Raw genomic sequence first — 22317 nt, forward strand, 5'->3', positions numbered from 1 at the left:
CGGGCGCTGCTCCGACGGCAGCACCATCCGGCCCGCGGCGTACGACGCCGCGAGCGGGTCCCGTCCGGTCAGCAGCGCGTGCAGGGTGGACGGCGCGCCACCCACGATCGCGCCGGCGAGCCCGCCGGCCACCGCGTCCCGCACCAGCCATCCGGTCATGTGCCGATCCAACCACCTCGATATCAACCGGGAGGTTGACAAGATGTCGAGGCCGGGGTTTGATCAACCATATGGTTGATCAAGAGGCGCGGCTGTCGCGGATCTTCTCCGCGCTGGCCGACCCCACCCGACGGGACATGGTGGCCCGTCTCGCCGCCGGGGACGCGACCGTGAACGAGCTCGCGGCGCCGTACGACGTCTCCCTCCAGGCGGTCTCCAAGCACCTGAAGGTGCTCGAGTCGGCCGGCCTGGTGACGCGCAGCCGGGACGCGCAGCGGCGGCCGGTGCACCTGGACGCGGAGGTCTTCGACCTGATGACGAAGTGGATCGAGCGTTACCAGCGGCAGGTCGAGGAGCGGTTCAGCCGACTCGACGCCCTGCTCGAACGGATGCAGGACAGCGATGGATCCGCGGTGGATCCCGAGTCAGGCATCAACAACGACACCCGACGAGGAGCATCATCATGACCACATCGACAACGGACACCACTCCTACCCGCGAGGCGCGGATCGAGGCCGATCCCGAGCTCCCGACGGTGCGGATCACCCGCTCCTTCGACGCGCCGCTCCCGCTGGTCTACCGCGCGTGGACCGACCCCGAGCTGGTCGCGCAGTGGCTGGGCCCGCGCAGCATCGACATGGAGATCGAGACCTGGGACCTGCGCACGGGTGGGGAGTACCGCTACACCGCGCGCCGCGACGACGAGGAGCTGGCCCATTTCTACGGGTCGTTCCACAAGGTCGTGCCGAACGAGAGGATCACGCAGACCTGGGGCTTCGACGAGATGCCCGACGCGGTCAGCCTCGAGACAGCGACGTTCACCGACCTCGGCGACGGCCGCACCGAGGTCGACATCCTCTCGGTCGTCTTCTCCATGGAGGAGCGCGCGGCGATGCTCGCCAGCGGCATGGAGGTCGGCATCAACGAGGGCTACGCCAAGCTCGACGAGATCCTGGCCGAGCAGACGGGCAGCGCCAGATGACCATCCCCACCTCTCCGGCCGAGGAGCACCGCGTCGTCGCTGCGGGCTTCACGGCCCGGGCGAGGAATGTTCCCTCCAGCGCCTGGGACGCTCCGGCCCCTGTCGAGGGTTGGGTCGCCCGCGACGTGGTGCGCCACCTGGTGGACTGGTTCCCCGCCTTCCTGGCCGACGGCTCGGACATCAGGCTCCAGCCTGGTCCCTCGGTCGACGACGCCCCGGTCGCGGCGTGGGAGCATCACGCCGCCTCCGTGCAGGCGGTGCTCGAGGCGCCGGCCGCGGAGGACAAGACCTTCGCCCATCCCCGCCTCCCGGAGATGCCACTCCCCCAGGCGGTCTCGCGCTTCTACACCGCCGACGTCTTCATGCACACCTGGGACCTCGCCCGGGCGACCGGCCAGGACGACGCGCTCGACGAGGAGCGCTGCCGGATGCTGCTGGAGGGCATGGAGCCGATGGACGAGATGCTGCGCCGGAGCGGGCAGTACGGCGCTCGGGTCCCGGTCCCCGACGACGCCGGCTGGCAGGCGAGGCTGATCGGGTTCATCGGGCGCGACCCGGACTGGCGCCCGCCGGCGTGACCGATCTGACCGCCGGTGTCGGCGACCGGTCCTAGGCTCGCCCCATGGCGTACGACGAAGGGCTGGCCGAGCGGATCCGCGAGCTCCTCGTGGACCAGCCGGACTTGAGCGAGAAGAAGATGTTCGGTGGGCTGGCCTTCCTGGTCGGCGGCAACATGGCGGTCGCGGCCAGTGGCCAGGGCGGGCTGCTGGTGCGGGTCGATCCCGACCAGACCGAGGAGCTGCTCGCGTCGACCGCGGCGTTCCCGATGGAGATGCGGGGCCGCTCGATGAAGGGCTGGCTGCGTGTCGACTCCACCGACGTCCGGACCGAGCAGCAGCTCGGGGCCTGGGTGGCCCGCGGGACGTCGTACGCCGCGAGCCTGCCACCGAAATGATCGTGCGCGCGTGTCGGCGGCCCACGACAGGATGAGGCCGTGATCGGGATCAGGTCGTTCTGGACAGCACTTCCGACCGAGGGCCGATGGCTGCTGTCCACGGTCGCCATCCAGACCCTCGGGCGCGGCCTCACGCTGCCGTTCACGCTCATCTATCTCCACGAGGTCCGCGGCTTCGACCTCGGACTGTCCGGGACGCTGATGGCGCTGATCGCCTTCGTCGGCCTCGTCGTCACCGGACCGGCCGGTGTCCTGACCGACCGGTACGGCGCCCGGTCGGTGCTCCTCGTCGGCATCACCTGCATGGTGGCGGGCAATGCTCTGCTCGCCTTCGCCACCACGCCCGCCGTCGCGGCACTCGCCCTGGTCCTGGTGGGGCTCAACTTCGGCGTGTCCTGGCCGGCGTTCAACTCGCTCATCTCGGCGGTCGTCACCGGCGACCTCCGGCAGCGCTACTTCGGGGTGAACTTCGCGCTCGTCAACCTCGGCATCGGGGTGGGCGGCGTCGTCGGCGGACTGTTCGTCGACGTCCACCGGCCAGAGACGTTCACCACCATCTTCCTCGCCGATGCGGCCTCGGCACTCATCCCGATGGCGCTGCTGCTCGGTCCGCTGCGCCACGTCCACGGTCGGGCCGAGCGGCCCGCCGACGACACCGCTGCGACGACGGTCCGCTACCTCGACATCCTGCGGCTGCCCGCCGTCCGCTGGCTGACCGCACTCACGTTCGTCGCCACCTTCATCGGCTACGGCCAGCTCGAGGCGGGCGTTCCCGGGTTCGCCCGCCAGGTCGCGGAGACGTCGACCCGGGCGATCGGGCTCGGGTTCGCGGTCAACACCGCGGTGATCGTGGCGTTGCAGTTCTTCGTGCTGTCCAGGATCAGCGGGCGCCGGCGGACCCGCGTGATGATCGTGATGGCGGTGATCTGGGTGGCTGCGTGGGGCATGCTCGGAGCGACCGGCCTGATGCCGGGCGGTGCGCTCGCCGTCGCCGGCGTGCTCGCGTTCATGGGCGTCTTCGCGCTGGGTGAGACCTTCCTCCAGCCGTCGGTCCCGGCCATGACGAACGACCTCGCCTCCGACCACACGCGTGGGCGCTACAACGCGCTCACCGCCGGCGCCTTCCAGGGCGGCGCCATCGCGGGACCGGTCGCGGCCGGGTTCCTGCTCGACCACGACCTCGCGGTCGTCTACGTCGCGACGATGATCGCCGGGTGCGTCGCGATCGCCGCCATGGCTCTCGCCCTCGAGCGGCACGTCTCCGGTGCGGTCAACGGCGTCCCCGATCCCGCCCCGGCGCCGGAGACCGCGCCGACGCCGGTCATCTGACCGGGCTGGCGAACCACAGGGTCCGGTGCGTCCAGCGCCCCGGGCCGAGTCGGTCTCCGGAGCAGACGACGATGACCGCCTGTGGCGGGCCGTCCGTGGCGGCCCAACCCGCGTAGCCGTCCTCCTCGCGTACCTCCACCCGCTTCGTGACGCGGTAGCAGGCCGTCGCGGCGCCGCCGCCGCGCAGCACGATCAGCTCACCCTCCTGCAGCTCCGCGAGCAGCGCGTTGCCCATGGCAGACCCGTCGGGCCAGGTGTGCGTGTTCAGCAGCACGTGCCCCTCGCGGGCGCCCGCCCGCACCCCGCCGCGGTCCCATGCGAAGGCCTCCTTGGCTGCGACCGGCGGCACCCCCGGCACACCGTTGGCGTCGCGTGGCATGCCCATCACCTCGGCGTCGCGGGCGACGCCCTCGATCGTGATGGTCCGGGGCACGAACGCCCGCCGGGGCGGCTCGGCGCACGGGCCGGGGCGCGCGGGTGACTGCGTCGGCTCAGCAGCAGTCGTCGTGGTGCTGGTGGTGGCGGTCGCGGGCTCCCGCGCCCCGATCGGCTCCGGCTCGTCGTCCGTGGTCAGCCACACCAGCAGTCCCAGGAGCAGCACCAGCACGGCGACCGCGGCCGTCGGCAGCGCAGCGCGGCGGAGCGCACGGCTCATGACGCCTCCCGGTGCTCTCGGACGTTCCTCCCATTGTGGACCCCTGCGCCAGGTGCATCGGGCGATCGCGACTATCCGCCGTCGCGGGGATAGTCCTCGTCATCGTCGTCGACGACCGCCCGCTGCTCCAGCACGTCGCCTTCGCTCGCCGTGTCCGAGGACAGGATGGTCTCCTCCCTGGGCTCCCCGCCGTGCAGCGGCTGCGCCTGCTCGAGGTCGTCCGGGTTGGCGCGGTCGGCGTCCTGCGCGTACTCGTCCACCGAGCCGCCGCCGTCCAGCTCCTGTGCCTGCTCGGCCAGATCGGCCTCGTTGGCCTCGCGTGTCTCGTCGAAGGGCTCGCCGTGGGGTGTCATGCCCGTGCGGTGCCCGAGACTCCGGCCCGCAAACGGTGTGAACCGCCGCTGTCGGTGCCGTGCGGGAGGATGGTCAGGTGCCCGAGACGACCGATCCGCTGGCGCGGTTCAGCGAGGCGACGCGCGCGTGGTTCCACGCCGCGTTCGCCGAGCCGACCACCGCGCAGTCCGGCGCCTGGGCCGCGATCGCCGAGGGCCGCAACACCCTGGTCGTGGCGCCCACCGGGTCGGGCAAGACCCTCAGCGCGTTCCTAGCCGGGCTCGACCGGCTGTTGTCGACGCCGGCCTCGGACGAGGCACCCGACCGCGAGCGCAGGACGCGGGTTCTCTACATCTCCCCGCTCAAGGCCCTCGCCGTCGACGTCGAGCGCAACCTGCGCGCACCGCTCACCGGCATCCGACAGACCGCGGAGCGCATCGACCCCACGCATCCCCTGCCCGACGTGACGGTCGGCATCCGCTCGGGTGACACCTCCGCCGGCGACCGGCGCAAGCTCGCCAGCCGGCCGCCCGACATCCTGATCACGACACCGGAGTCCCTCTTCCTCATCCTCACCAGCCAGGCCCGCGAGACGCTGCGCGGCGTCGAGACGGTGATCCTCGACGAGGTGCACGCCGTCGCCGGCACCAAGCGCGGCGCCCACCTGGCCCTGAGCCTCGAGCGCCTCGACGCCCTGCTCCCCCGGCCTGCCCAGCGGATCGGCCTGTCCGCGACGGTGCGCCCGACGGAGGAGGTCGCCCGCTTCCTCGGTGGCTCCGCGCCGGTCGAGATCGTCGCGCCGCCCGCACACAAGCGGTGGGACCTTCAGGTCCAGGTTCCTGTGGAGGACATGACCGAGCTCGCGCAGGGCGCCTACGACGAGCCGGGCGCGGTCCCGGTGCGCGCGAGCATCTGGCCCCACGTCGAGGAGCGGGTCGCCGAGCTGATCGGGCAGCACCGGTCCACGATCGTGTTCACCAACGGGCGTCGCACCGCCGAGCGGCTGACGGCCCGGCTCAACGAGATCGCGGCCGGCGTGAGCGCCGACGGAGTCGATCCCCCGGCCCAGATCATGGCCCAGTCCGGCGCCTCCGCCGGGGCCTCGCCCGTCCTCGCCCGCACCCACCACGGGTCGGTCTCCAAGGAGCAGCGGGCGATGGTGGAGGACGACCTCAAGTCCGGGCGACTCCCGGCCGTGGTCGCGACCAGCAGCCTCGAGCTCGGCATCGACATGGGCGCGGTGGACCTGGTGCTGCAGATCGCCTCCCCGCCCAGCGTCGCCAGCGCCCTGCAGCGGGTCGGGCGCGCCGGGCACCAGGTCGGCGAGACGTCGGTGGGGGTGTTCTTCCCCCAGCACCGGGGCGACCTGGCGCCGGCGGCGGTGGCCGTCGACCGCATGCGGAGCGGTGGCATCGAGGCGCTGCGCGTCCCGGCCAACCCGCTCGACGTCCTCGCCCAGCACGTCGTGGCGGCGACGGCCGTGGACGAGTGGGACGTCGACGAGCTCTACGACATGGCCAGGAGGAGCGCGCCGTACTCCCAGCTTCCGCGCTCGGCCTACGACGCGGTCCTCGACCTGCTGGCCGGACGCTATCCCAGCGACGAGTTCGCCGAACTGCGTCCGCGGATCACCTGGGACCGGGTGACCGGCCGAATCTCCGGACGACCGGGTGCCCAGCGGCTCGCGGTCACCAGCGGCGGCACCATCCCCGACCGCGGTCTCTACGGAGTCTTCCTCGCCGGCGAGGGCAGCAACCGGCGGGTGGGCGAGCTGGACGAGGAGATGGTCTACGAGAGCCGGGTCGGCGACGTCTTCGCGCTCGGCGCGACCAGCTGGCGGATCGAGGACATCACCCACGACCGGGTGATCGTCACCCCTGCCCCCGGCGTGCCAGGACGACTTCCGTTCTGGAAGGGCGACACCGCCGGCCGCCCCACCGAGCTCGGCCAGGCGATCGGCGCCTTCACCCGCGAGCTCGCCGCGCTCCCCGACAGACAGGCCACGGCCCGCATGAAGGCGGTCGGCCTCGACGACAACGCGGCCGCCAACCTGCTCGGCTACCTCCGCGAGCAGGTCGAGGCCACCCGGGTGCTGCCCAGCGACACGACGGTGCTGGTCGAGCGGTTCCGCGACGAGCTCGGCGACTGGCGGCTCGTGATGCACTCGCCGTACGGCATGGCGGTCCATGCCCCCTGGGCGCTGGCGATCAACGCCCGGCTGCGCGAGCGCTTCGGGGTCGACGGACAGGCGATGGCCTCCGACGACGGGATCGTGATCCGGATCCCCGACACCGACGCCGAGCCACCCGGTGCCGACGTGATCGCGTTCGAGCCCGACGAGATCGAGGAGATCGTGACCCGTGAGGTGGGCGGGTCGGCGCTGTTCGCGGCCCGGTTCCGCGAGTGCGCCGCGAGAGCGCTGCTGCTCCCCCGCCGTGACCCCGGCCGCCGCTCTCCCCTGTGGCAGCAGCGGCAGCGGGCGGCCGCCCTGCTCGAGGTGGCGGCGCGCTACCCGTCGTTCCCCATCGTGCTCGAGACGGTCCGTGAGGTCCTCAACGACGTCTACGACCTGCCCGGGCTGTCGGCGCTGCTGCGGCGGGTCGACAGTCGCGAGATCACGGTCACCGAGATCGAGACGACCCAGCCGTCGCCGTACGCCCGGACCCTTCTGTTCGGTTACGTCGCCCAGTTCGTCTACGAGGGCGACTCGCCGCTCGCCGAGCGACGCGCGGCCGCGCTGACCCTGGACCAGGGCCTGCTCGCCGAGCTCCTCGGTCGGGCCGAGCTGCGTGAGCTGCTCGACCCGGACGTCCTCACCGAGGTCGAGGCCGAGCTGCAACGCACCGCCCCCGACCGCCACGCCCGCGGCGCCGAGGGCGTCGTCGACCTGCTCCGCCTGCTCGGCCCCCTCACCCGCGACGAGCTGGTCGCCCGCACCGTCGCCGACGCGGCGCTCGACGACTGGCTGTCCGACCTGGGCGCCGCCCGCCGGGTGGTTCCGGTCCGGATGACGTACGGCGACGCGTGGGCCGTCGTCGAGGACGTCGCCCGACTCCGCGACGGCCTGGGCGTCCCCGCCCCGCCGGGGACCCCGGCCACGTTCACCGAGCCGGTCGCCGATCCACTGGCCGACCTCGTCGGCCGCTACGCCCGCACCCACGGCCCCTTCACGACCGACGAGGTGGCGTCCCGACTCGGCCTCGGGGTGGCCGTCGTGCGCCACACCCTCCAGCGGCTGGAGGCGCAGGGTCGAGTGCTCAGCGGGGAGTTCAGGCCGGTCGGCACCGGCGAGGAGTGGTGCGACGCCGAGGTGCTGCGACGCCTCCGACGCCGCTCGCTGGCCAAGCTTCGGCACGAGATCGAGCCGGTCGAGCCGACCACGCTGGCCCGCTTCTCGGCGGCGTGGCACCACGTCGAGACCGACGCGACGCGTGCCGGCAGGGGCCTGCGCGGGGCCGACGGGCTGCTGCGCGCCGTCGAGCAGCTGGCCGCAGCACCCGTCCCGGCCAGTGCTCTCGAGCCGCTGGTGCTCGCCTCGCGGGTCCGTGACTACGAGTCGTCGATGCTCGACGAGCTCACCGCCGCGGGTGAGGTGCTGTGGGCCGGCCACGGCTCCCTCCCGGGCAGCGACGGCTGGATCTCGCTGCACCTCGCCGACCAGGCGCACCTGACGCTACCGGCACCCGGGACGGTCGAGGACCCCCTCCAGCGGCGGGTCCTGGACGCGCTGAGCCCCGGAGGCGCCTGGTTCTTCCGGCAGCTGGCCGACCAGGTCCACCGCGCCGCCCGTGCCGATGGTGAGGACCCGCCGGACGACACGGCACTCGGTGCCGCGCTCTGGGAGCTGGTCTGGGCCGGCCATCTCACCAACGACACGCTGGCGCCGCTGCGTGCACTCACCCGATCCGGTCGCGCCGCCCACCGCACCCGGCGCACACCGGGTCGACCCGGACGGATCGCCCGCTCCGGCCCGCCCGACACCGCCGGGCGCTGGTCGCTGCTCCCGGCCATCGACACCGACCCGACCCGCCGCGCCCATGCGCTCGCCGAGCAGCTGCTCGAGCGGCACGGCGTGGTCACCCGCGGCGCCGTCGTCAGCGAGAGGGTCACCGGCGGCTTCGCCGCGGTCTACCGGGTGCTCAGCGCGTTCGAGGAGTCCGGCCGCTGCCGGCGCGGGTACTTCGTCGAGGGTCTCGGTGCGGCGCAGTTCGGCACCGCCGGCGCCGTCGACCGACTCCGCACCTTCGTCCGCACCAGCCAGCCCGGCGAGCAGAAGCCGACGGCGATCGCGCTGGCGGCGACCGACCCGGCGAACCCCTACGGCTCCGCACTCCCCTGGCCGAGTGCGGAGCGGGAGGAGTCCGACTCGGCGGGCCACCGCCCCGGACGCAAGGCCGGCGCGATCGTCGTACTCGTCGACGGCGTGCTGGTGCTCTACGTCGAACGCGGCGGGCGGACGCTGCTCACCTGGACCGACGACCCCGACCTGCTCACCCCCGCGGCGGAGGCGCTCTCCACGGCGGTGCGTCGCGGCAGCCTGGGCCAGCTCACCGTCGAGAAGGCCGACGGCACAGCCCTGCTCGGCAGCGGTTCGCCGCTGCGCGAGGCGCTCGCCACCGCCGGATTCGTCGCCACCCCGCGCGGACTGCGGATCCGTGCCTGAGGGCGATGCCGTCCGCAGGACCGCGGACCGCCTCGACCGGGCGCTCGGTGGCCGCACCTTGCTGGCCACCGACTTCCGCGTGCCGCAGCTGGCCACGACCAACCTTGCCGGCGCCACCGTCGAGCGCACCGCCACCCACGGCAAGCACCTGCTCACCCGGCTGGAGCAACCGGACGGCCGTCGGCTCACGCTCCACACCCACCTGAAGATGGAGGGCAGCTGGCTCGTCCTGCCGGCCGGCCGCCGCTGGCCCAAGCCCGCCCACGAGGCCCGAGTGGTGCTTCGCGTCGAGGGCGCCGATGCCGTCGGCTTCACCCTCGGCCTGGTCGAGCTGCTCCCGACCGCCGACGAGCACACGGTCGTCGGCCACCTCGGGCCCGACCTGCTCGGCGCCTGGACCGCAGACGACGAGGACGTGGCGGTGCGCCGCCTCACCGCCGACCGCGACCGCCCACTCGGCGAGGCCCTGCTGGACCAGACGGTGGTCGCCGGACTCGGCACCATCTGGGTCGCCGAGGGGTGCTTCGTCCACGGCGTCAGTCCGGTGACCCCGGTGGGCGAGGTGCAGGACCCCCGTCGGCTCCTCCGCCGCGCACGCTTGATGCTGCAGACGGCGGTACGGCAGGGTCGCCCGGTCACGACCGGCGACCGCCGGGAGCCGGTGTGGGTCTACCGACGCCAGCGGCAGGCGTGCCGTCGCTGCGGGACGACGATCCTGGCCGGCCAGCTCGGCGCTCCCGGCCGCGAACGCACGACCTACTGGTGCCCTGCGTGCCAGCCGACCACGCCGCCCGAGTCAACCTGAGAAATCGCTGTGACCCATGCGTGCTCGGAACACGTCCTGGGTCGTCCGACGTTTTCGTGACATGGGAACGCACAGCCACTTCAACGGACTCAAGACGGCAGGGCTGTTCGCCGCCATCTTCGCTCTGCTGCTCGCTGTCGGCGGCCTGATCGCGGGCGCGACCGGCAACAGCATGTTCATCTGGTTGTTCGCCCTGCTCGGCCTCGCCACCACCGGCTACAGCTACTGGAACTCCGACAAGCTCGCGATCCGTGCCATGCGCGCCTTCCCGGTCACCGAGGCTCAGGCGCCGGGCCTGTACGCGATGGTGCGTGAGCTCTCGACCGTCGCCGGCAAGCCGATGCCCCGGCTCTACATCTCCCCGACCCAGGCGCCGAACGCCTTCGCCACCGGCCGCAATCCTGAGCACGCCGCCGTCTGCGTGACCGAGGGCATCCTCCAGATCCTCGACGACCGCGAGCTGCGCGCGGTGCTCGGTCACGAGCTCATGCACGTCTACAACCGGGACATCCTGACCGGCTCAGTGGCGGCCGCGATCGCCGGCGTGATCAGCTCGATCGGACAGTTCCTCGCCTTCACCTCGATCTTCGGCGGCGGCCAGGACGAGGACCGGCCCAACCCGCTGGTCATGATCGGCATGGCGCTGCTCGCCCCGTTCGCGGCAGCGGTGATCCAGATGGCGATCAGCCGCACCCGGGAGTACGACGCCGACGAGGACGGGGCACGGCTCACCCGCGACCCACTCGCCCTGGCGTCGGCGCTGCGCAAGCTGGAGCACGGCACCGCGCGGGCGCCGCTGGTCCCGACGCCCCAGCTGCAGAGCGCCAGTCACCTCATGATCGCCAGCCCGTTCCGCGCGCAGGACCTGTCGCGGATGTTCTCGACCCACCCGCCGATGGCGGACCGGATCGCGCGGCTGGAGGCCCTGGCCGGGCAGCTGCGCTGAGGCTTCGGTGCCGGCGGTTCGATGCCGGAAGTTCGGTCTCGTGACGGTCGCTGCGCGACCTTCTCGACCTCCGGGGGCGCTGCGGCCTCCTCGACCTCCGGGGCGCTAGGCGGCGGAGGCGACGACCTCGCCCGCGCGACGCGGGGAGATCGGGGTCGGGGCGGCGGCGACCAGGGCGGCCTCCTCGACGGCGACGGCGTCCGCGACCTCGCGGAGCACGTCGGACAGGGGCATCTCGAGGGCGTCGCAGAGGGAGAAGAGCAGCTCGGAGGATGCTTCCTTCTGGCCTCGTTCGATCTCGGAGATGTAACCGAGGCTGACGCGGGCGGCGCCGGAGACCTCACGCAGGGTCAGGCCGAGCTCGGTGCGACGGCCGCGCAGCACGTCGCCGAGCAGGCGGCGAAAGAGCACCATCTCGTTCTCCTCTCCCCGCGTCGGTCCGGGCCTCGATCGGTCGATGATCCGGGATATCGGGCTCAACGCTACCCGAGGGCTGGTTCTTCCGGTTGGCGACCGGCCGATCCGATGATCTCGCGCAGCACCGAGACCGCGCGGTCGACCGTCGACTCCTGGATCATGAACCGGTCGCCCGGAAGGGCCAGCTCGTAGGCCACGCTGCGATCGGGACCGGCGACGGCGATGAAGACGGTGCCCACCGGCTTGTCCTCCTGCGGCTCCGGACCCGCGACGCCGGTCGTGCTCACCCCGTACGTGGTGCCGAGGAGGCGTCGTACTCCCTCAGCCATGGCGACCGCGCACTCCGCGGACACCACGCCGTGCTGGGTCACGATCTCCTCGGGCACGTCGAGCACCCGCTTCTTGATGTCGGTCATGTAGCTGACCACGCCGCCGGCGAACGACGTGGACGCGCCCGGCACCGCGGTGATCCGCGCCGCGAGCTTGCCGCCGGTCAGGGACTCCGCGGTGGCGACGGTCGCGTCCTGCTCCTGCAGGACGAGCAGCAGATCCTCGGCCGGTGATCCCATTGCCGGGATCCTGCCACAGCGGGCCAACCGGCCCGCTCAGCGGCGCCGCACCACCCGGATCGTCTCGGTCGTTCTGGCCGGTGCGAGCAGTGCGCTGCCCGAGTACCGGATGCTGAGCCGCTTCGGTCCACGGTGGGCGAACTTCGTCAGGAGCACGGTCGCCTTGCCGTCGACGACGCGTGCCGTTCGGGTCGCCTTGCCCGCACTGCTGATCGACACCGTTCCCTGGGCCGGCACGCCGTCGACGCTGCCGACCCGCACGACGACCGTGGCGCGCGTCCGGTCGACCACGATCCGTTGCGGCCGGATGGTCGTCGTGAGCCTCGGGGACGCCTTGCCGACGGCCAGGGTGGTGACGTCCTGACCAGCCAGCACGGCCGCGTCGCCGCCGTACCTGGCCGTGAGGCGGTACGGCGCACTCCTCGGCGGCAGACTCCTCGCGGGGATCGTGATCACGACCGCGCCGTCGGCCAGCGTGCCGCTGCCCAGTCGCCTCGCGCCGTGCCACAGCGTCACCGTGCCGGTCGGCGTCAGGCCCGGGGCGGTCACGGTGACCCGCACGCGGGTCGGCTTCCCGTAGACCAGTCTGCCGCCGGTCGCGGTGACGGTCGGGGTCGCCCTGGCCACCGAGACCGGGACGATGACCTCGGTTCCGGTCTGGGCGCCGACCAGGGTCAGCTCGACCTCGCCCTCCCCCAGATCGTCCGGGAGCGCGACCGAGACGCCGGCGGTGCCGTACCGGTCGTACGGCGTGCCCGGCGGCTCGCCGTTGGTCACGCCCGCCGTGCCCAGCAGGGTGTCGCCCAGCTTCACCTGGATCTCGGAGTCCTGGACGTCGAGTGCCCCGGTCATCGACCACGACGCCACGTCGAAGCTGACGGTGCCGCCCGGCACATAGTGCGCGGGCGCGTCGCCCGGGAACTCGACCTCGACAGCGCGCTGGCGGTAGTCGACGGCGAGCGGCGATCCTGCGGCCGCGAACGTCGCCATGTAGTCGACCATCGCCTGCAGGTCGACCTTGCCCGTGTCGGTCTTCCCGGCGCCCTTGGCGAACTCGCGGAAGTTGTCGCCTCCGGCGGCGAGGAACGAGTTGGCCGTGACCGAGTAGGACGCGGTCGGATCGATCGGCTCACCGTGGAGCCACATGCCGGTGACCTCACCGGCGAACGTCTCGGTGGTCCCGACCGTCACCCCTGTCTCGACGTAGGTGTAGGTGAAGCCCTCCGAGACTCCCAGCCGCAGGAACGGTCGGCTGGGGACCCCTCCTGCTGCGTTGCGCTGCCACTGCTGCTCGAGCAGGGTCTCGATCTGGGCGCCCGTCAGGTCCATGTTGATCAGCGTGTTGGCGAACGGCTGCACGTTGGCCGCCTGCCGGTAGGTGAGGTCGCGGACCTCGCCGTTGACGGTGCCCGCCATGTTGGCGCGCAGCCCGCCGGGGTTCATGAACGCGATCTGCGCCGCGCCGGCCTCGGGGGTCTCGGTCGCCCAGCGCTGGACCTCCGCCACCAGGTTGCCGAGCGTCGACTCACCGCCCCGGTTCTCGACGATCGCGGGACTGTTGCTCGAGTTCAGGCCCCAGTAGCGGGCCCGGTCGAACGATGCCTCGATCTCACCGAGCTTGGCCGCGCCCAGCACTTCGGCCTCCGCCTTCGCGGCGTCGACGATCGGCGTGACGGCCGGATCGGCCGGGAAGGCACCGCCGGTCAGCCCCACCACCTGCTGGGTCTTCGCGACGACCTGGTCGGTTGCGCTGTCGTAGCTGAAGACCAGCTTGTTCAGGTTGGTGCCGTACTGGCCGGCCGAGACCACGGGACGCTCCGTGACCGCACGACCCTCGCTGACCCACGCGGGCACCGGGATCGAGCAGTCGTAGGCGAGGTGGGTGTGGCCGGAGATGATCGCGTCCACGTCGCCGGAGACGTTCTGGGTGATGTTGCCCCAGACGGTGCCCTCGTCGGTGAAGCTCGGCGAGGCGCAGCTGGTGGACGGGGAGCCCTCGTGCACGAGCAGCACGACGATGTCCGCCCCGTCCGCGCGCAGCTGGGCGGCCGCCTCGTTGGTGGCGTCGACGATGTCGGTCACGGTGACACCCTCGATGCCGGCCGGCGAGACGAGGGCGGGGAGCTCCTCGGTCACCGCGCCCACGAAGCCGACCTCGACGTCGCCGAAGCTCTGCGTCCACGTCTCGGCGAGGTCGTCGCGCCCCTCCGGCTCGACGACGTTGGCCGCGATGTACTCCCAGTCCGCCCGGTCCTGGACCCGCCCGACGAGATCCTCGTAGCCCTGGTCGAACTCGTGGTTGCCCGCGGCCGAGACCTCCAGGCCGGCCTCGTTGAGGGCGTCGATCGTCGGGACGTCCTGCTGGATGAAGGACTCGAAGGTGGACGCCCCGATCAGGTCCCCCGCCGCCGCGAACACCGTGTTCGGGTTCTCCGAGCGCAGCTGCTTGACCGCTCCGGAGAGCACCTCGGCGCCGGCGGCGTTGCTGCCGTCCGCGAGGAGCCGTCCGTGGAAGTCGTTGGTGCCGAGGATCTGGATGTCGGTCGTCGAGTCGACGGTGATCGGCACCGTGATCTCGGTGCCGGTGTTGGTCCCGACCAGGGTGAGGCTCTTCTCCCCGCCGGTGGTCGACTCGGGCAGCGGCACCGCGACGGATGCGGTGCCCACGTCGTCGTACGGTCGGTTCCCGATCGTGTTGTCCACCGGGACGGTGCCCAGCACCCGGTCCCCGAGCCTCACCTCGACCTGGGCGTCGGCCCGGTCGCCGGCGGCCGACATGGCCCACGACGCGACGTCGAAGGCCACGGTCTCACCGGGCGCGTACGCCTCGGGGGCGTCCGCCGGGAATGCGACCTCGACCGCGCGCTGGCTGTAGTCCACCGGCAGCGGGTCGGTGCCGTACTGCTTCATGTAGTCGACCATCGCCTCGAGGTCGACCTTGCCGGTGTCCACCTTGCGGCTGCCCTCGGCGAGCTCCCAGAAGTTGTCACCGCCGCCCGCGAGGAACGAGTTGACCGTGACCGAGTACGTCTCCGCCGGGTCGATCGCGACGCCGTCGAGCCACATCCCGGTGACCTCGCCACGGAAGGTGGCGACGGGAGCAGCGTTCGGGACCGTCACCGTCTCCGGCGACTCCTCGTAGGTGTAGGTGAAACCCTTCGAGACGCCGAGGCGGAGGAACGGCCGCGACGGTACGCCGCCCTGTGCGGTGCGCTGCCACTGCTGCTCGAGAACCGTCTCGAGCTGCGCGCCGGTCAGCTCCATGTTGACCAGGGTGTTGGCGAACGGCTGCACGTCGGCTGCCTGCCGGTAGTTCAGGCTCCGCAGCTCGCCCTCGGCCGTGCCCACCATGTCGGCGCGGAGGCCACCGGGGTTCATCAGGGCGATGTCGGTCTCGATGCCCGCCTGGTCAGTGGCCCAGCGCTGGATCTCGGCGACCTGGTTGCTGAGGGTGGACTCGCCGCCGCGGTTCTCCGTGGGGGTGCCCTCGGCGAGGTAGCGCGCGCGGTTGAGGGGGCCGTCCATCCTGCCGAGCGGCTTGGCGCCCTCTACCTCGGCGAAGGCGACCGCCTGGTCGACGATCGGCTGGACGTCGGCGTGCGGGGCATGGCCGACACCTGCCGTGGCGACGACCTCCTGGGAGATGCCGGCGAGCTCGCCGGTGGCCTCGTCGTACTTGAAAACGAGCTTGTTGAGGTTGGTTCCGTACTGGCCGGCCGAGACCACCGGCCGCTCGGTGACCGCGCGGCCGTCGGTGGCCCACTCCTCCACCGGGTACTTGCAGTTGTAGGCCAGGTGGGTGTGGCCGGAGATGATCGCGTCCACGTCGGCCGAGGTGTTCTGGACGATGTTGCCCCAGTCCGTGACCTCGTCGGTGAAGCTCGACGAGCCGCAGTCGGTCGTCGGCGAGCCCTCGTGGACCAGCAGGATGACCAGGTCCACGGGCGGCTGTCCGTCGGTGCCGGACCTCAGCTCCGCCGCGGCCGCGTTGGTCGCCTCGACCACGTCGGTGACGGTGACGCCCTCCATCCCGGCGGGGTTCACCAGGGACAGGAGGTCCTCGGTCACCGCGCCGACGAACCCGACCCGGACGCCGTCCATCTCCTTGACCCAGGTCTCCGCGAGCTTGTCGTTGCCGGCGGGCTCCACCACGTTCGCGGCGAGGTACTCCCAGTCGGCACGGTCCTGGATGCGGCCGACGAGGTCCGCATAGCCCTGGTCGAACTCGTGGTTGCCGGCAGCCGAGACCTCCAGGTTCATCGCGTTGAGCGCGTCGATGGTCGGTACGTCGTTCTGGATGAACGACTCGAACGTGGACGCGCCGACCAGGTCGCCGGCCGCGACGAACACGGTGTTGGGGTTCTCCGAACGCAGCTCGTCGATCGCCGTCGCGAACGGCGCCGCACCTGCGGCGTTGCCGCCGTCGGGCAGGAGGCGACCGTGGAAGTCGTTGGTGCCGACGACCTGGATCTCCTTGTACGTCGTCGGCGTGAATTCCGGGACGTCGATCCCGATGATCTCGGGGTTGTGGTCGGAGGTCGCGAACGGCAGGTTCGGCTGCCAGAAGTCGGTGACGTTGTAGTTGTAGCGGCTGTACTGGAAGGAGATCGCCTCGTTCGCGTTGATCTCCCAGATGTCCGCGCCGGTCACCATCGCCATCGCGGCCTCGTTGCCGAAGACATGGTCGAGCGAGCCGGACAGGCCGGAGAAGGAGTAGCTCTCCTCGCCGTGGGTGTCGGACTCGATCTGGGTGAAGCCGCCCTGCTCGAGGGTCCAGATCGGGTCCTCCTTGGAGTAGGAGTTGAAGTCACCGGCGAGGAAGACCGCCTCGATGCCGTGGCCGGTGGCGAAGTCGTCGGCGAACTCCAGCAGGCGCTCCGCCTGGCGGACCCGGTCGCCGTTGAAGGCCCCGGTGTCGGGACTGTTGGCGTTGTCGCCGGTCGCCGGAGGCACCGGCGACCGGTTGTCTCCCTTGGACTTGAAGTGGTTGACGATCACGGCGAAGGCGTCGACGTCGGGCGCGCCCTTCGCCTTGAAGGCCTGCGCCAGGGGCTCCCGCGCGCTGGCGAACTCCGAGGTGCCGAAGAGGATGTCGGACTGCCCGACGGTCTCGACGGTCGCCCGCTTGTAGAGGAAGGCGCCGCGGATCACGTCCTGCTCGGCGACCGCGCCGGCAGACACCGCTTCGCCGGGACTCCTGACGTAGGCCCACGTGCCGGGGGCGGTGGCGTCGTTCAGCAGCCGGGCGATCCGGGCCAGGGCGTCGTCGCGGTTGGTCTCGCCGACCAGCTTGATCGAGTTCTCGACCTCCTCGAGGGCGACGATGTCGGCGTCCAGGGCAAGGAGCGCGCGAGTCAGCTTGGCCTCCTGGCGCGCCAGGCTCGCCTCGGTCGCGGCGCCGCGTGGGCCGCGACCGTCGTTGGGCGAGGGGATCCCGGGACCCTGGACGCCGCACTGGTTGTTGCCGATCCGGTTGCCCTGGCGGTCGGTGTAGTACGTGCAGTGCGTGTCGACCGGCGGGCTCTGCTGCGGGCCGGCGGCGACGTACGCCTCACCGGTGGTGTTGAAGTAGTTGAGGACGTTGAACGTCGCGATCTCGAGGTCGCCGCTGCTGCCGAGGACGTCCTGCGGTGCGAGGTTGTCGGCCCGCGTGTCCTCGAAGGTCGCGACCGTGGCGCCGTCGGTGGTCACCTGCGAGCGTGGCTGGAACTTCCAGCGGCTGTTGCGGAAGTCGAGGATGACCGGCGACACCAGGGTCGCCTCCGCGCCCACCCGGATCGGGTTGGCCGTGCCGTCGGCCTTCGTGAGCCACGGCACCGGGAGTGCCTTGTTCGCCTGGTTGCCGAGGTAGTTGGTGGTCGCGCCGTCGTCGAGGATCACGCCGCGGGCGAGGTTGTCGTCCTTGACCGCCTGGAGGGCGGCGGGGTCGTCGTCGTCGGCGACCTCGGTGGGCTGGACCAGCGGCCGGTCGCCGGTGGCCAGGCCGACCTCGCCGTACTGGTTGGTCGAGTAGACGTTGGACACGGTGAGCGTGTCGGTCGGCGCCAGGAGCATGCCCTCCTGCGCCTCCCGGGCGGTCTCGGTGCTCGGGTACGCGACCGCGAAGGGGCTCACTGCCGCGAGCGGCGACTCGAGCTCGACCACGCCGCCCGAGGAGGGCACGATCTGGGTGGCGTCGTAGAACTCGCTGACCCGGCCGGTCACCCGGACCGAGTCGCCGATCTCGACGCCGGCCGGCATCGAGCTGTTGCCCCAGACGAAGATCGCGTCGGACGCGTCCGGCGTGGCGTCCGTCGTACCGCCGGTGCCGGCGGTCTGGACGTACATGCCGTTGAACCCGCCCGTGCGGTACATCGCCGTGACGACGCCCTCGGTCAGCACGGTGGCGTCGCCGGTGCTGTTGCCGGCGGCCGGGGCGAACGGCGAGCGCGGTCCGGTGCCCTGGATCTCCGCGATCGGCCGGAGCGTGAGCTCCTCCGCGACGGTGATCGTGAACGTGACGTCGTCGGTCGTGGCGGGGTCTGCGGCGTCGGTGACGGTCGCGGTGACCGGGTAGGTGCCCTCGGTCGTCGGGGTTCCGGTGAGCGCGCCGTCCGTCGCCAGGGTGACGCCGGGTGGGAGACCGGTCGCGGACCAGGACAGAGGCGGGGTGCCGCCCGAGGCCTGCAACGTGATGTTGGGGAAGGCCATGCCCACGTTGACGTGGACGTCGTCGCGTGGCGCGGCCTCGACCGGGGTCGGGGCCGCGGGACCGGAGCTCTCCGGACTCGGCGTCGCCGGTGCCGCGTAGTCGGTCTGGTTGTTGTCGTCGTCGACGAAGTCGCCGCGCTGGGTCGACGTCGCGTTCGTCAGGGCCACGCCCGTCGCGCTCGTCTCAGAGGAGGTCGCCGTGCCGTACCCGACGAAGTCGACGACGTTCGTCACCGTGTGCATGGACGTGCCGGTGGTGGTGATCGCCGTGGCGCCCGAAGCCAGGATCACCTGACCCGAACCCTGAGCCATGTTCAGCGTCGGTCCCGGGGAGGGCGCAGTGAAGTCCGGCGTCACCGGCAGCTCGTTGCCGACGGTGCCCGCGCTGACCTGCACGAGGTAGTGACTGTGTGCGGGCACCGTCGCGTCAGGCAGCGGCAGTGGAGTGTGCGCGGCACCGGAGTAGCTGCTGGACCGGTACTGCAGCGACAGCCCGTTCGTCGAGAGCGGCCCATCCGTGGGGTTGTAGAGCTCGACGAAGTCGGCCCTCGAGTACGCCGCGGTGCTGGTGCCGCCACCGCCGCCGTAGACCTCGTTGATGATCAGGCCGGTGCTCTGGGCATGGGCGGGAGTCGGCGCGAGCGCGGTGAGGCCGGTGATGGCGAGGGCGGTGCCGAGGGTGCCGACAAGGAGCTTCTTCGCAGAGCGCATCAAGGTTCTTCCAGGGGGGTCGTCAGAGCAGGCCGCAGCGCTCTGGAGCGCGATGCAGGGGGAAGGATGCTGACGATATGTCGGCGACAGGGTCCGCTGGCAAGCAGTTGAGAAAAACCGATGCAACGATTTGGTGAAGAATCAATGTCAGGCCGCACGGATCGCGGCCTGCGCCCTCAGTCCGCGGACGTCTTGCGGATGCTGTGCCGCTGCTTCCACACGTCGCGGAAGAACTCGTAGCCCGACCAGAGGGTCAGCGCGAACGCGACGACGAGCAGCGCCACCGCGACCACCCAGACCACCTCACCGGGGACGTCCAGCCACCCGTCCACCTCCAGGAGGGGAAGGGTGAGGAGGCCGAGCGCCCCGGCCTGTGCGACCGTCTTCCACTTGCCGCTCTGGGCCGCGGCGATCACCACCGACTTCAGGACGGACAGGCGGAGCAGGGTGACGGCCCACTCGCGGACCAGGACCACGATCGTGATCGTCCACATCCACCAGGTGTCCATGATGATCGAGAGGCCGATGAAGGCCATCCCGGTGATCGCCTTGTCGGCGATCGGGTCGGCGATCTTGCCGAAGTCGGTGATCAGGTTGCGCTTGCGGGCGATGTCCCCGTCGATCTTGTCGGTGATCATCGCGAAGACGAACAGGCCCCACGCGACGGTGCGCCACAGGACCGATTCGCCGCCGTCCACGAGCAGCGCCCAGCCGTAGATCGGCACCATCAGGATCCGCAGCGTGGTCAGCGCGTTAGGGACGTTCCAGTTGCTCGGCTCGTGCGCCGTGGTGCTCCCCGACCCCGTGCCTTCGACGCTCATGCCACTCCTCCAGAGTCCCCGACGGGCTCGGCGATCAGGTCGACCCCGTCGGACGCCACGACGACCGCGCGCAGCAGGTCGCCCGAGCGCGCGTCCGGGACCCCGAGGACACGGGTGGTGCCGTCGACCTCGGGTCCCTGATGTGCCGCTCGTCCCTCGATCTCGCCCTCGCCGGTGCCGTCGGGGTCGACCTCCTCGACCAGCACCTCCACGAGCTGACCGATCCGCTCCTCGGCCCGCTGAGCGGTCAGCTCGCCGACCAGGTCGTTGAGGTGCGCGACGCGCTCGCGGATCGTGTCCTCGTCCAGCTTGTCCTCGAAGCCCGCAGCCTCCGTGCCGTCCTCGTCGGAGTAGCCGAACACGCCCACGACGTCCATCCGGGCGGCCACGACGAAGTCGCAGAGTGTCCGGAAGTCGTCCTCGGTCTCGCCGGGGAAGCCGACGATCACGTTGGACCGGACCCCCGCGTCCGGCGCGAGCGCCCGCGCCTGCTCGATCAGCGACAGGAAGCTGTCGGGGTCGCCGAAGCGCCGCATCCGACGCAGCACCGCGTTGCTGGCGTGCTGGAAGGAGAGGTCGAAGTACGGCGCCACGCCCGGCGTCGACCCGATCGCCTGGATCAGTCCGGGTCGGGTCTCGGCGGGCTGCAGGTAGGACACCCGAACCCGCTCGATCCCCTCGATCGCGGCCAGCTCGGGCAGCAGTGTCTCGAGGAGGCGGATGTCGCCGAGGTCCTTGCCGTAGGAGGTGGAGTTCTCCGAGACCAGGAACAGCTCCTTGACGCCCTGGCTCGCCAGCCATTGGCCTTCGGCGAGCACGTCGGACGGGCGGCGGCTGAGGTAGGAGCCGCGGAACATCGGGATGGCACAGAACGTGCAGCGGCGGTCGCAGCCGCTCGCCAGCTTCAGCGGAGCCCACGGGGCGTCGCTGAGCCGAGCCCGCACCTCGGAGAAGTCCTTGATGTCGCGCGCCTGGCCCGGGCCGGCGACGGGCTCGGCGGCCTGGCGCTCGGCCGGGCTGATCGGCAGCAGCAGCCGACGGTCGCGCGGGGTGTGCGGATGCAGCGTCTCCCCTGCCAGGACCGACCGCAAGCGGGCGGAGATGTCCTGGTAGTCGTCGAAGCCCAGCACCGCGTCGGCCTCGGGCAGGTTGGCCGCCAGCTCGTCGCCGTATCTCTCGGCCAGGCAGCCGACGGCCACGACCGCCTGTGGGCGCCCGGTCTCCTTGAGGTCGGCCGCGGCGAGCAGCGTGTCGATCGAGTCCTTCTTGGCGGCGTCCACGAAGCCGCAGGTGTTGACCACGACGGTGTCGGCGTCCTCGGGGTCCTCCACGAGGGTGAACCCGTCGGCCGCGAGCCGGCCCGCGAGCTCCTCGGAGTCGACGTCGTTGCGGGCGCAGCCGAGTGTGAGCAGGGCAACGGAGACGGGCGTGGTGGTCATGTCCGGTCGAGGATAGCCGTGGACGCGCCCGGGCCGGGATTCGTCGAGCCCTCGCTGCAGCCCGTCCCCGCGCCGGACCTCAGCGCACCACGAGCGTCTTGGACACCTCGCTGCCGGTCTCACCCAGGGGTGTCGCAGGCCGCTTGTCGAAGGCGGCGGTGACCGAGCCGTCGGAGGACCAGATCCGCACCGGCGGCACGACCTTGAGCTCGGAGGTCTGTCCGAACGCCAGGTCGCCGTCGAAGACGATCTCGCCCGCGCCGTCGCGCACCACGAGCTGCGCACCGCCGCCGGCGGCGGTCAGCGTGAGCTGCACCGGCTCGCCCTTGGCCGCGGCCGCGTCGGAGACGCCACCGCTCTGGTTCAGCACCGGGGTGTCGCCGACCGGCACCGGGCCGTTCATGACGAGCTGAGCGACCGACCAGACCAGGATGGCCGCCATCACGCCGGCGACCAGCACCGACCAGTTGCGCCCGCCTCGGGTGCTGCGGATCGCGCCGCCCGTCCCGCGCGCGAGCTCGGACTCGAACACCCGGCGCGGGTCGACCGGAGCCTGGGCGTAGACCTCGTCGAACGTGGCGATCAGTGGGGCCGCGTCGATGCCCAACACGCGGGCGAGCGTGCGCAGGTGACCGCGGGCGTAGAAGTCGCCGCCGCACGGAGCGAAGTCGTCGGCCTCGATCGCCTCGACCACGTGCGGCCGGATGCGGGTGCGCTCGGAGATCTGGTCGACCGTGAGCCGCAGTCGCTCCCGGGCGCCTGCGAGCTGCGGCCCGATCACCGGGTCGGCCGCGCCCCGGATGGCGAGGTCGGCGAGGACGACGGTCATCTCCTCGCCCGGCT

16 protein-coding genes are annotated in these 22317 nt (G+C 71.7%); 8 read left to right on the plus strand and 8 right to left on the minus strand.

The features are described 5' to 3' along the window. Positions 1–230 precede the first annotated feature (230 nt). Genes E7Z54_RS16750 through E7Z54_RS16765 form a run of 5 tightly spaced genes read left to right on the plus strand, consistent with a single transcriptional unit; the run spans position 231 to position 3425 of the window. The gene (locus E7Z54_RS16750; protein ID WP_136435639.1) at positions 231–626 is read left to right on the plus strand and encodes an ArsR/SmtB family transcription factor; all 396 of its coding nucleotides are present in this window, start codon (positions 231–233) and stop codon (positions 624–626) included. After that, on the plus strand, positions 623–1141 hold the full coding sequence (locus E7Z54_RS23390; RefSeq protein ID WP_168798386.1) for an SRPBCC family protein: 519 nt from the start codon (positions 623–625) through the stop codon (positions 1139–1141). Before E7Z54_RS16750 ends, E7Z54_RS23390 begins: the two co-directional genes overlap by 4 nt. Continuing rightward, positions 1138–1719, plus strand: coding sequence for a TIGR03086 family metal-binding protein (locus E7Z54_RS23395; protein WP_168798387.1), 582 nt, complete (start codon positions 1138–1140; stop codon positions 1717–1719). The genes E7Z54_RS23390 and E7Z54_RS23395 overlap by 4 nt, the downstream gene beginning before the upstream one ends. A gap of 44 nt (positions 1720–1763) precedes the next feature. Continuing rightward, positions 1764–2096: a TfoX/Sxy family protein gene (locus E7Z54_RS16760; RefSeq protein WP_136435640.1), complete on the plus strand. Its 333-nt coding sequence runs from the start codon at positions 1764–1766 to the stop codon at positions 2094–2096. Positions 2097–2135: 39 nt separating this feature from the next. Continuing rightward, complete coding sequence (locus E7Z54_RS16765; RefSeq protein WP_136435642.1) at positions 2136–3425, plus strand: MFS transporter; 1290 nt, start codon at positions 2136–2138, stop codon at positions 3423–3425. Here E7Z54_RS16765 and E7Z54_RS16770 read toward each other — a convergent pair. Both E7Z54_RS16770 and E7Z54_RS16775 read right to left on the minus strand, forming a co-directional pair. Further along, positions 3418–4080, minus strand: coding sequence for a class F sortase (locus tag E7Z54_RS16770; protein WP_136435643.1), 663 nt, complete (start codon positions 4078–4080; stop codon positions 3418–3420). The two genes, E7Z54_RS16765 and E7Z54_RS16770, sit on opposite strands and share 8 nt — an antisense overlap. Before the next feature lie 71 nt (positions 4081–4151). Beyond that, entirely contained in the window at positions 4152–4433 is a 282-nt protein-coding gene (locus tag E7Z54_RS16775; RefSeq protein WP_136435644.1) for a hypothetical protein, read from the minus strand. 77 nt (positions 4434–4510) lie between these two features. On the opposite strand from E7Z54_RS16775, the gene E7Z54_RS16780 reads away from it, so the two are divergent. The 3 genes from E7Z54_RS16780 (at position 4511) to htpX (ending at position 10827) form a co-directional block, all read left to right on the plus strand. Then, positions 4511–9076: an ATP-dependent helicase gene (locus tag E7Z54_RS16780; protein ID WP_136435645.1), complete on the plus strand. Its 4566-nt coding sequence runs from the start codon at positions 4511–4513 to the stop codon at positions 9074–9076. After that, the gene (locus tag E7Z54_RS16785) at positions 9069–9881 is read left to right on the plus strand and encodes a DNA-formamidopyrimidine glycosylase family protein (protein ID WP_136435646.1); all 813 of its coding nucleotides are present in this window, start codon (positions 9069–9071) and stop codon (positions 9879–9881) included. The genes E7Z54_RS16780 and E7Z54_RS16785 overlap by 8 nt, the downstream gene beginning before the upstream one ends. A 61-nt stretch (positions 9882–9942) precedes the next feature. Then, positions 9943–10827: a zinc metalloprotease HtpX gene (gene htpX, locus E7Z54_RS16790; RefSeq protein ID WP_136435647.1), complete on the plus strand. Its 885-nt coding sequence runs from the start codon at positions 9943–9945 to the stop codon at positions 10825–10827. 105 nt (positions 10828–10932) lie between these two features. On the opposite strand, the gene E7Z54_RS16795 is transcribed toward htpX, so the two are convergent. The 6 genes from E7Z54_RS16795 to E7Z54_RS16820 all read right to left on the minus strand — a co-directional run. After that, the gene (locus E7Z54_RS16795) at positions 10933–11241 is read right to left on the minus strand and encodes a helix-turn-helix domain-containing protein (protein WP_136435648.1); all 309 of its coding nucleotides are present in this window, start codon (positions 11239–11241) and stop codon (positions 10933–10935) included. Between the two features lie 68 nt (positions 11242–11309). After that, on the minus strand, positions 11310–11813 hold the full coding sequence (locus E7Z54_RS16800) for a CinA family protein (protein ID WP_136435649.1): 504 nt from the start codon (positions 11811–11813) through the stop codon (positions 11310–11312). Between the two features lie 36 nt (positions 11814–11849). Then, a complete protein-coding gene (locus E7Z54_RS16805) occupies positions 11850–19214 on the minus strand; it encodes an ExeM/NucH family extracellular endonuclease (RefSeq protein WP_136435650.1) in 7365 nt (2454 codons plus the stop codon). A gap of 176 nt (positions 19215–19390) precedes the next feature. Continuing rightward, complete coding sequence (gene pgsA, locus E7Z54_RS16810; RefSeq protein WP_136435652.1) at positions 19391–20035, minus strand: CDP-diacylglycerol--glycerol-3-phosphate 3-phosphatidyltransferase; 645 nt, start codon at positions 20033–20035, stop codon at positions 19391–19393. Further along, positions 20032–21474, minus strand: coding sequence for a 30S ribosomal protein S12 methylthiotransferase RimO (gene rimO / locus E7Z54_RS16815; protein WP_136435653.1), 1443 nt, complete (start codon positions 21472–21474; stop codon positions 20032–20034). Before rimO ends, pgsA begins: the two co-directional genes overlap by 4 nt. A gap of 79 nt (positions 21475–21553) precedes the next feature. Next, positions 21554–22317, minus strand: a 764-nt coding sequence (locus E7Z54_RS16820) for a helix-turn-helix domain-containing protein (RefSeq protein ID WP_206056329.1), incomplete at its 5' end; no start/stop codon positions are given.

It is taken from the genome of Nocardioides sp. (genome assembly GCF_004803405.1).
GTDB lineage: Bacteria > Actinomycetota > Actinomycetes > Propionibacteriales > Nocardioidaceae > Nocardioides > Nocardioides vastitatis.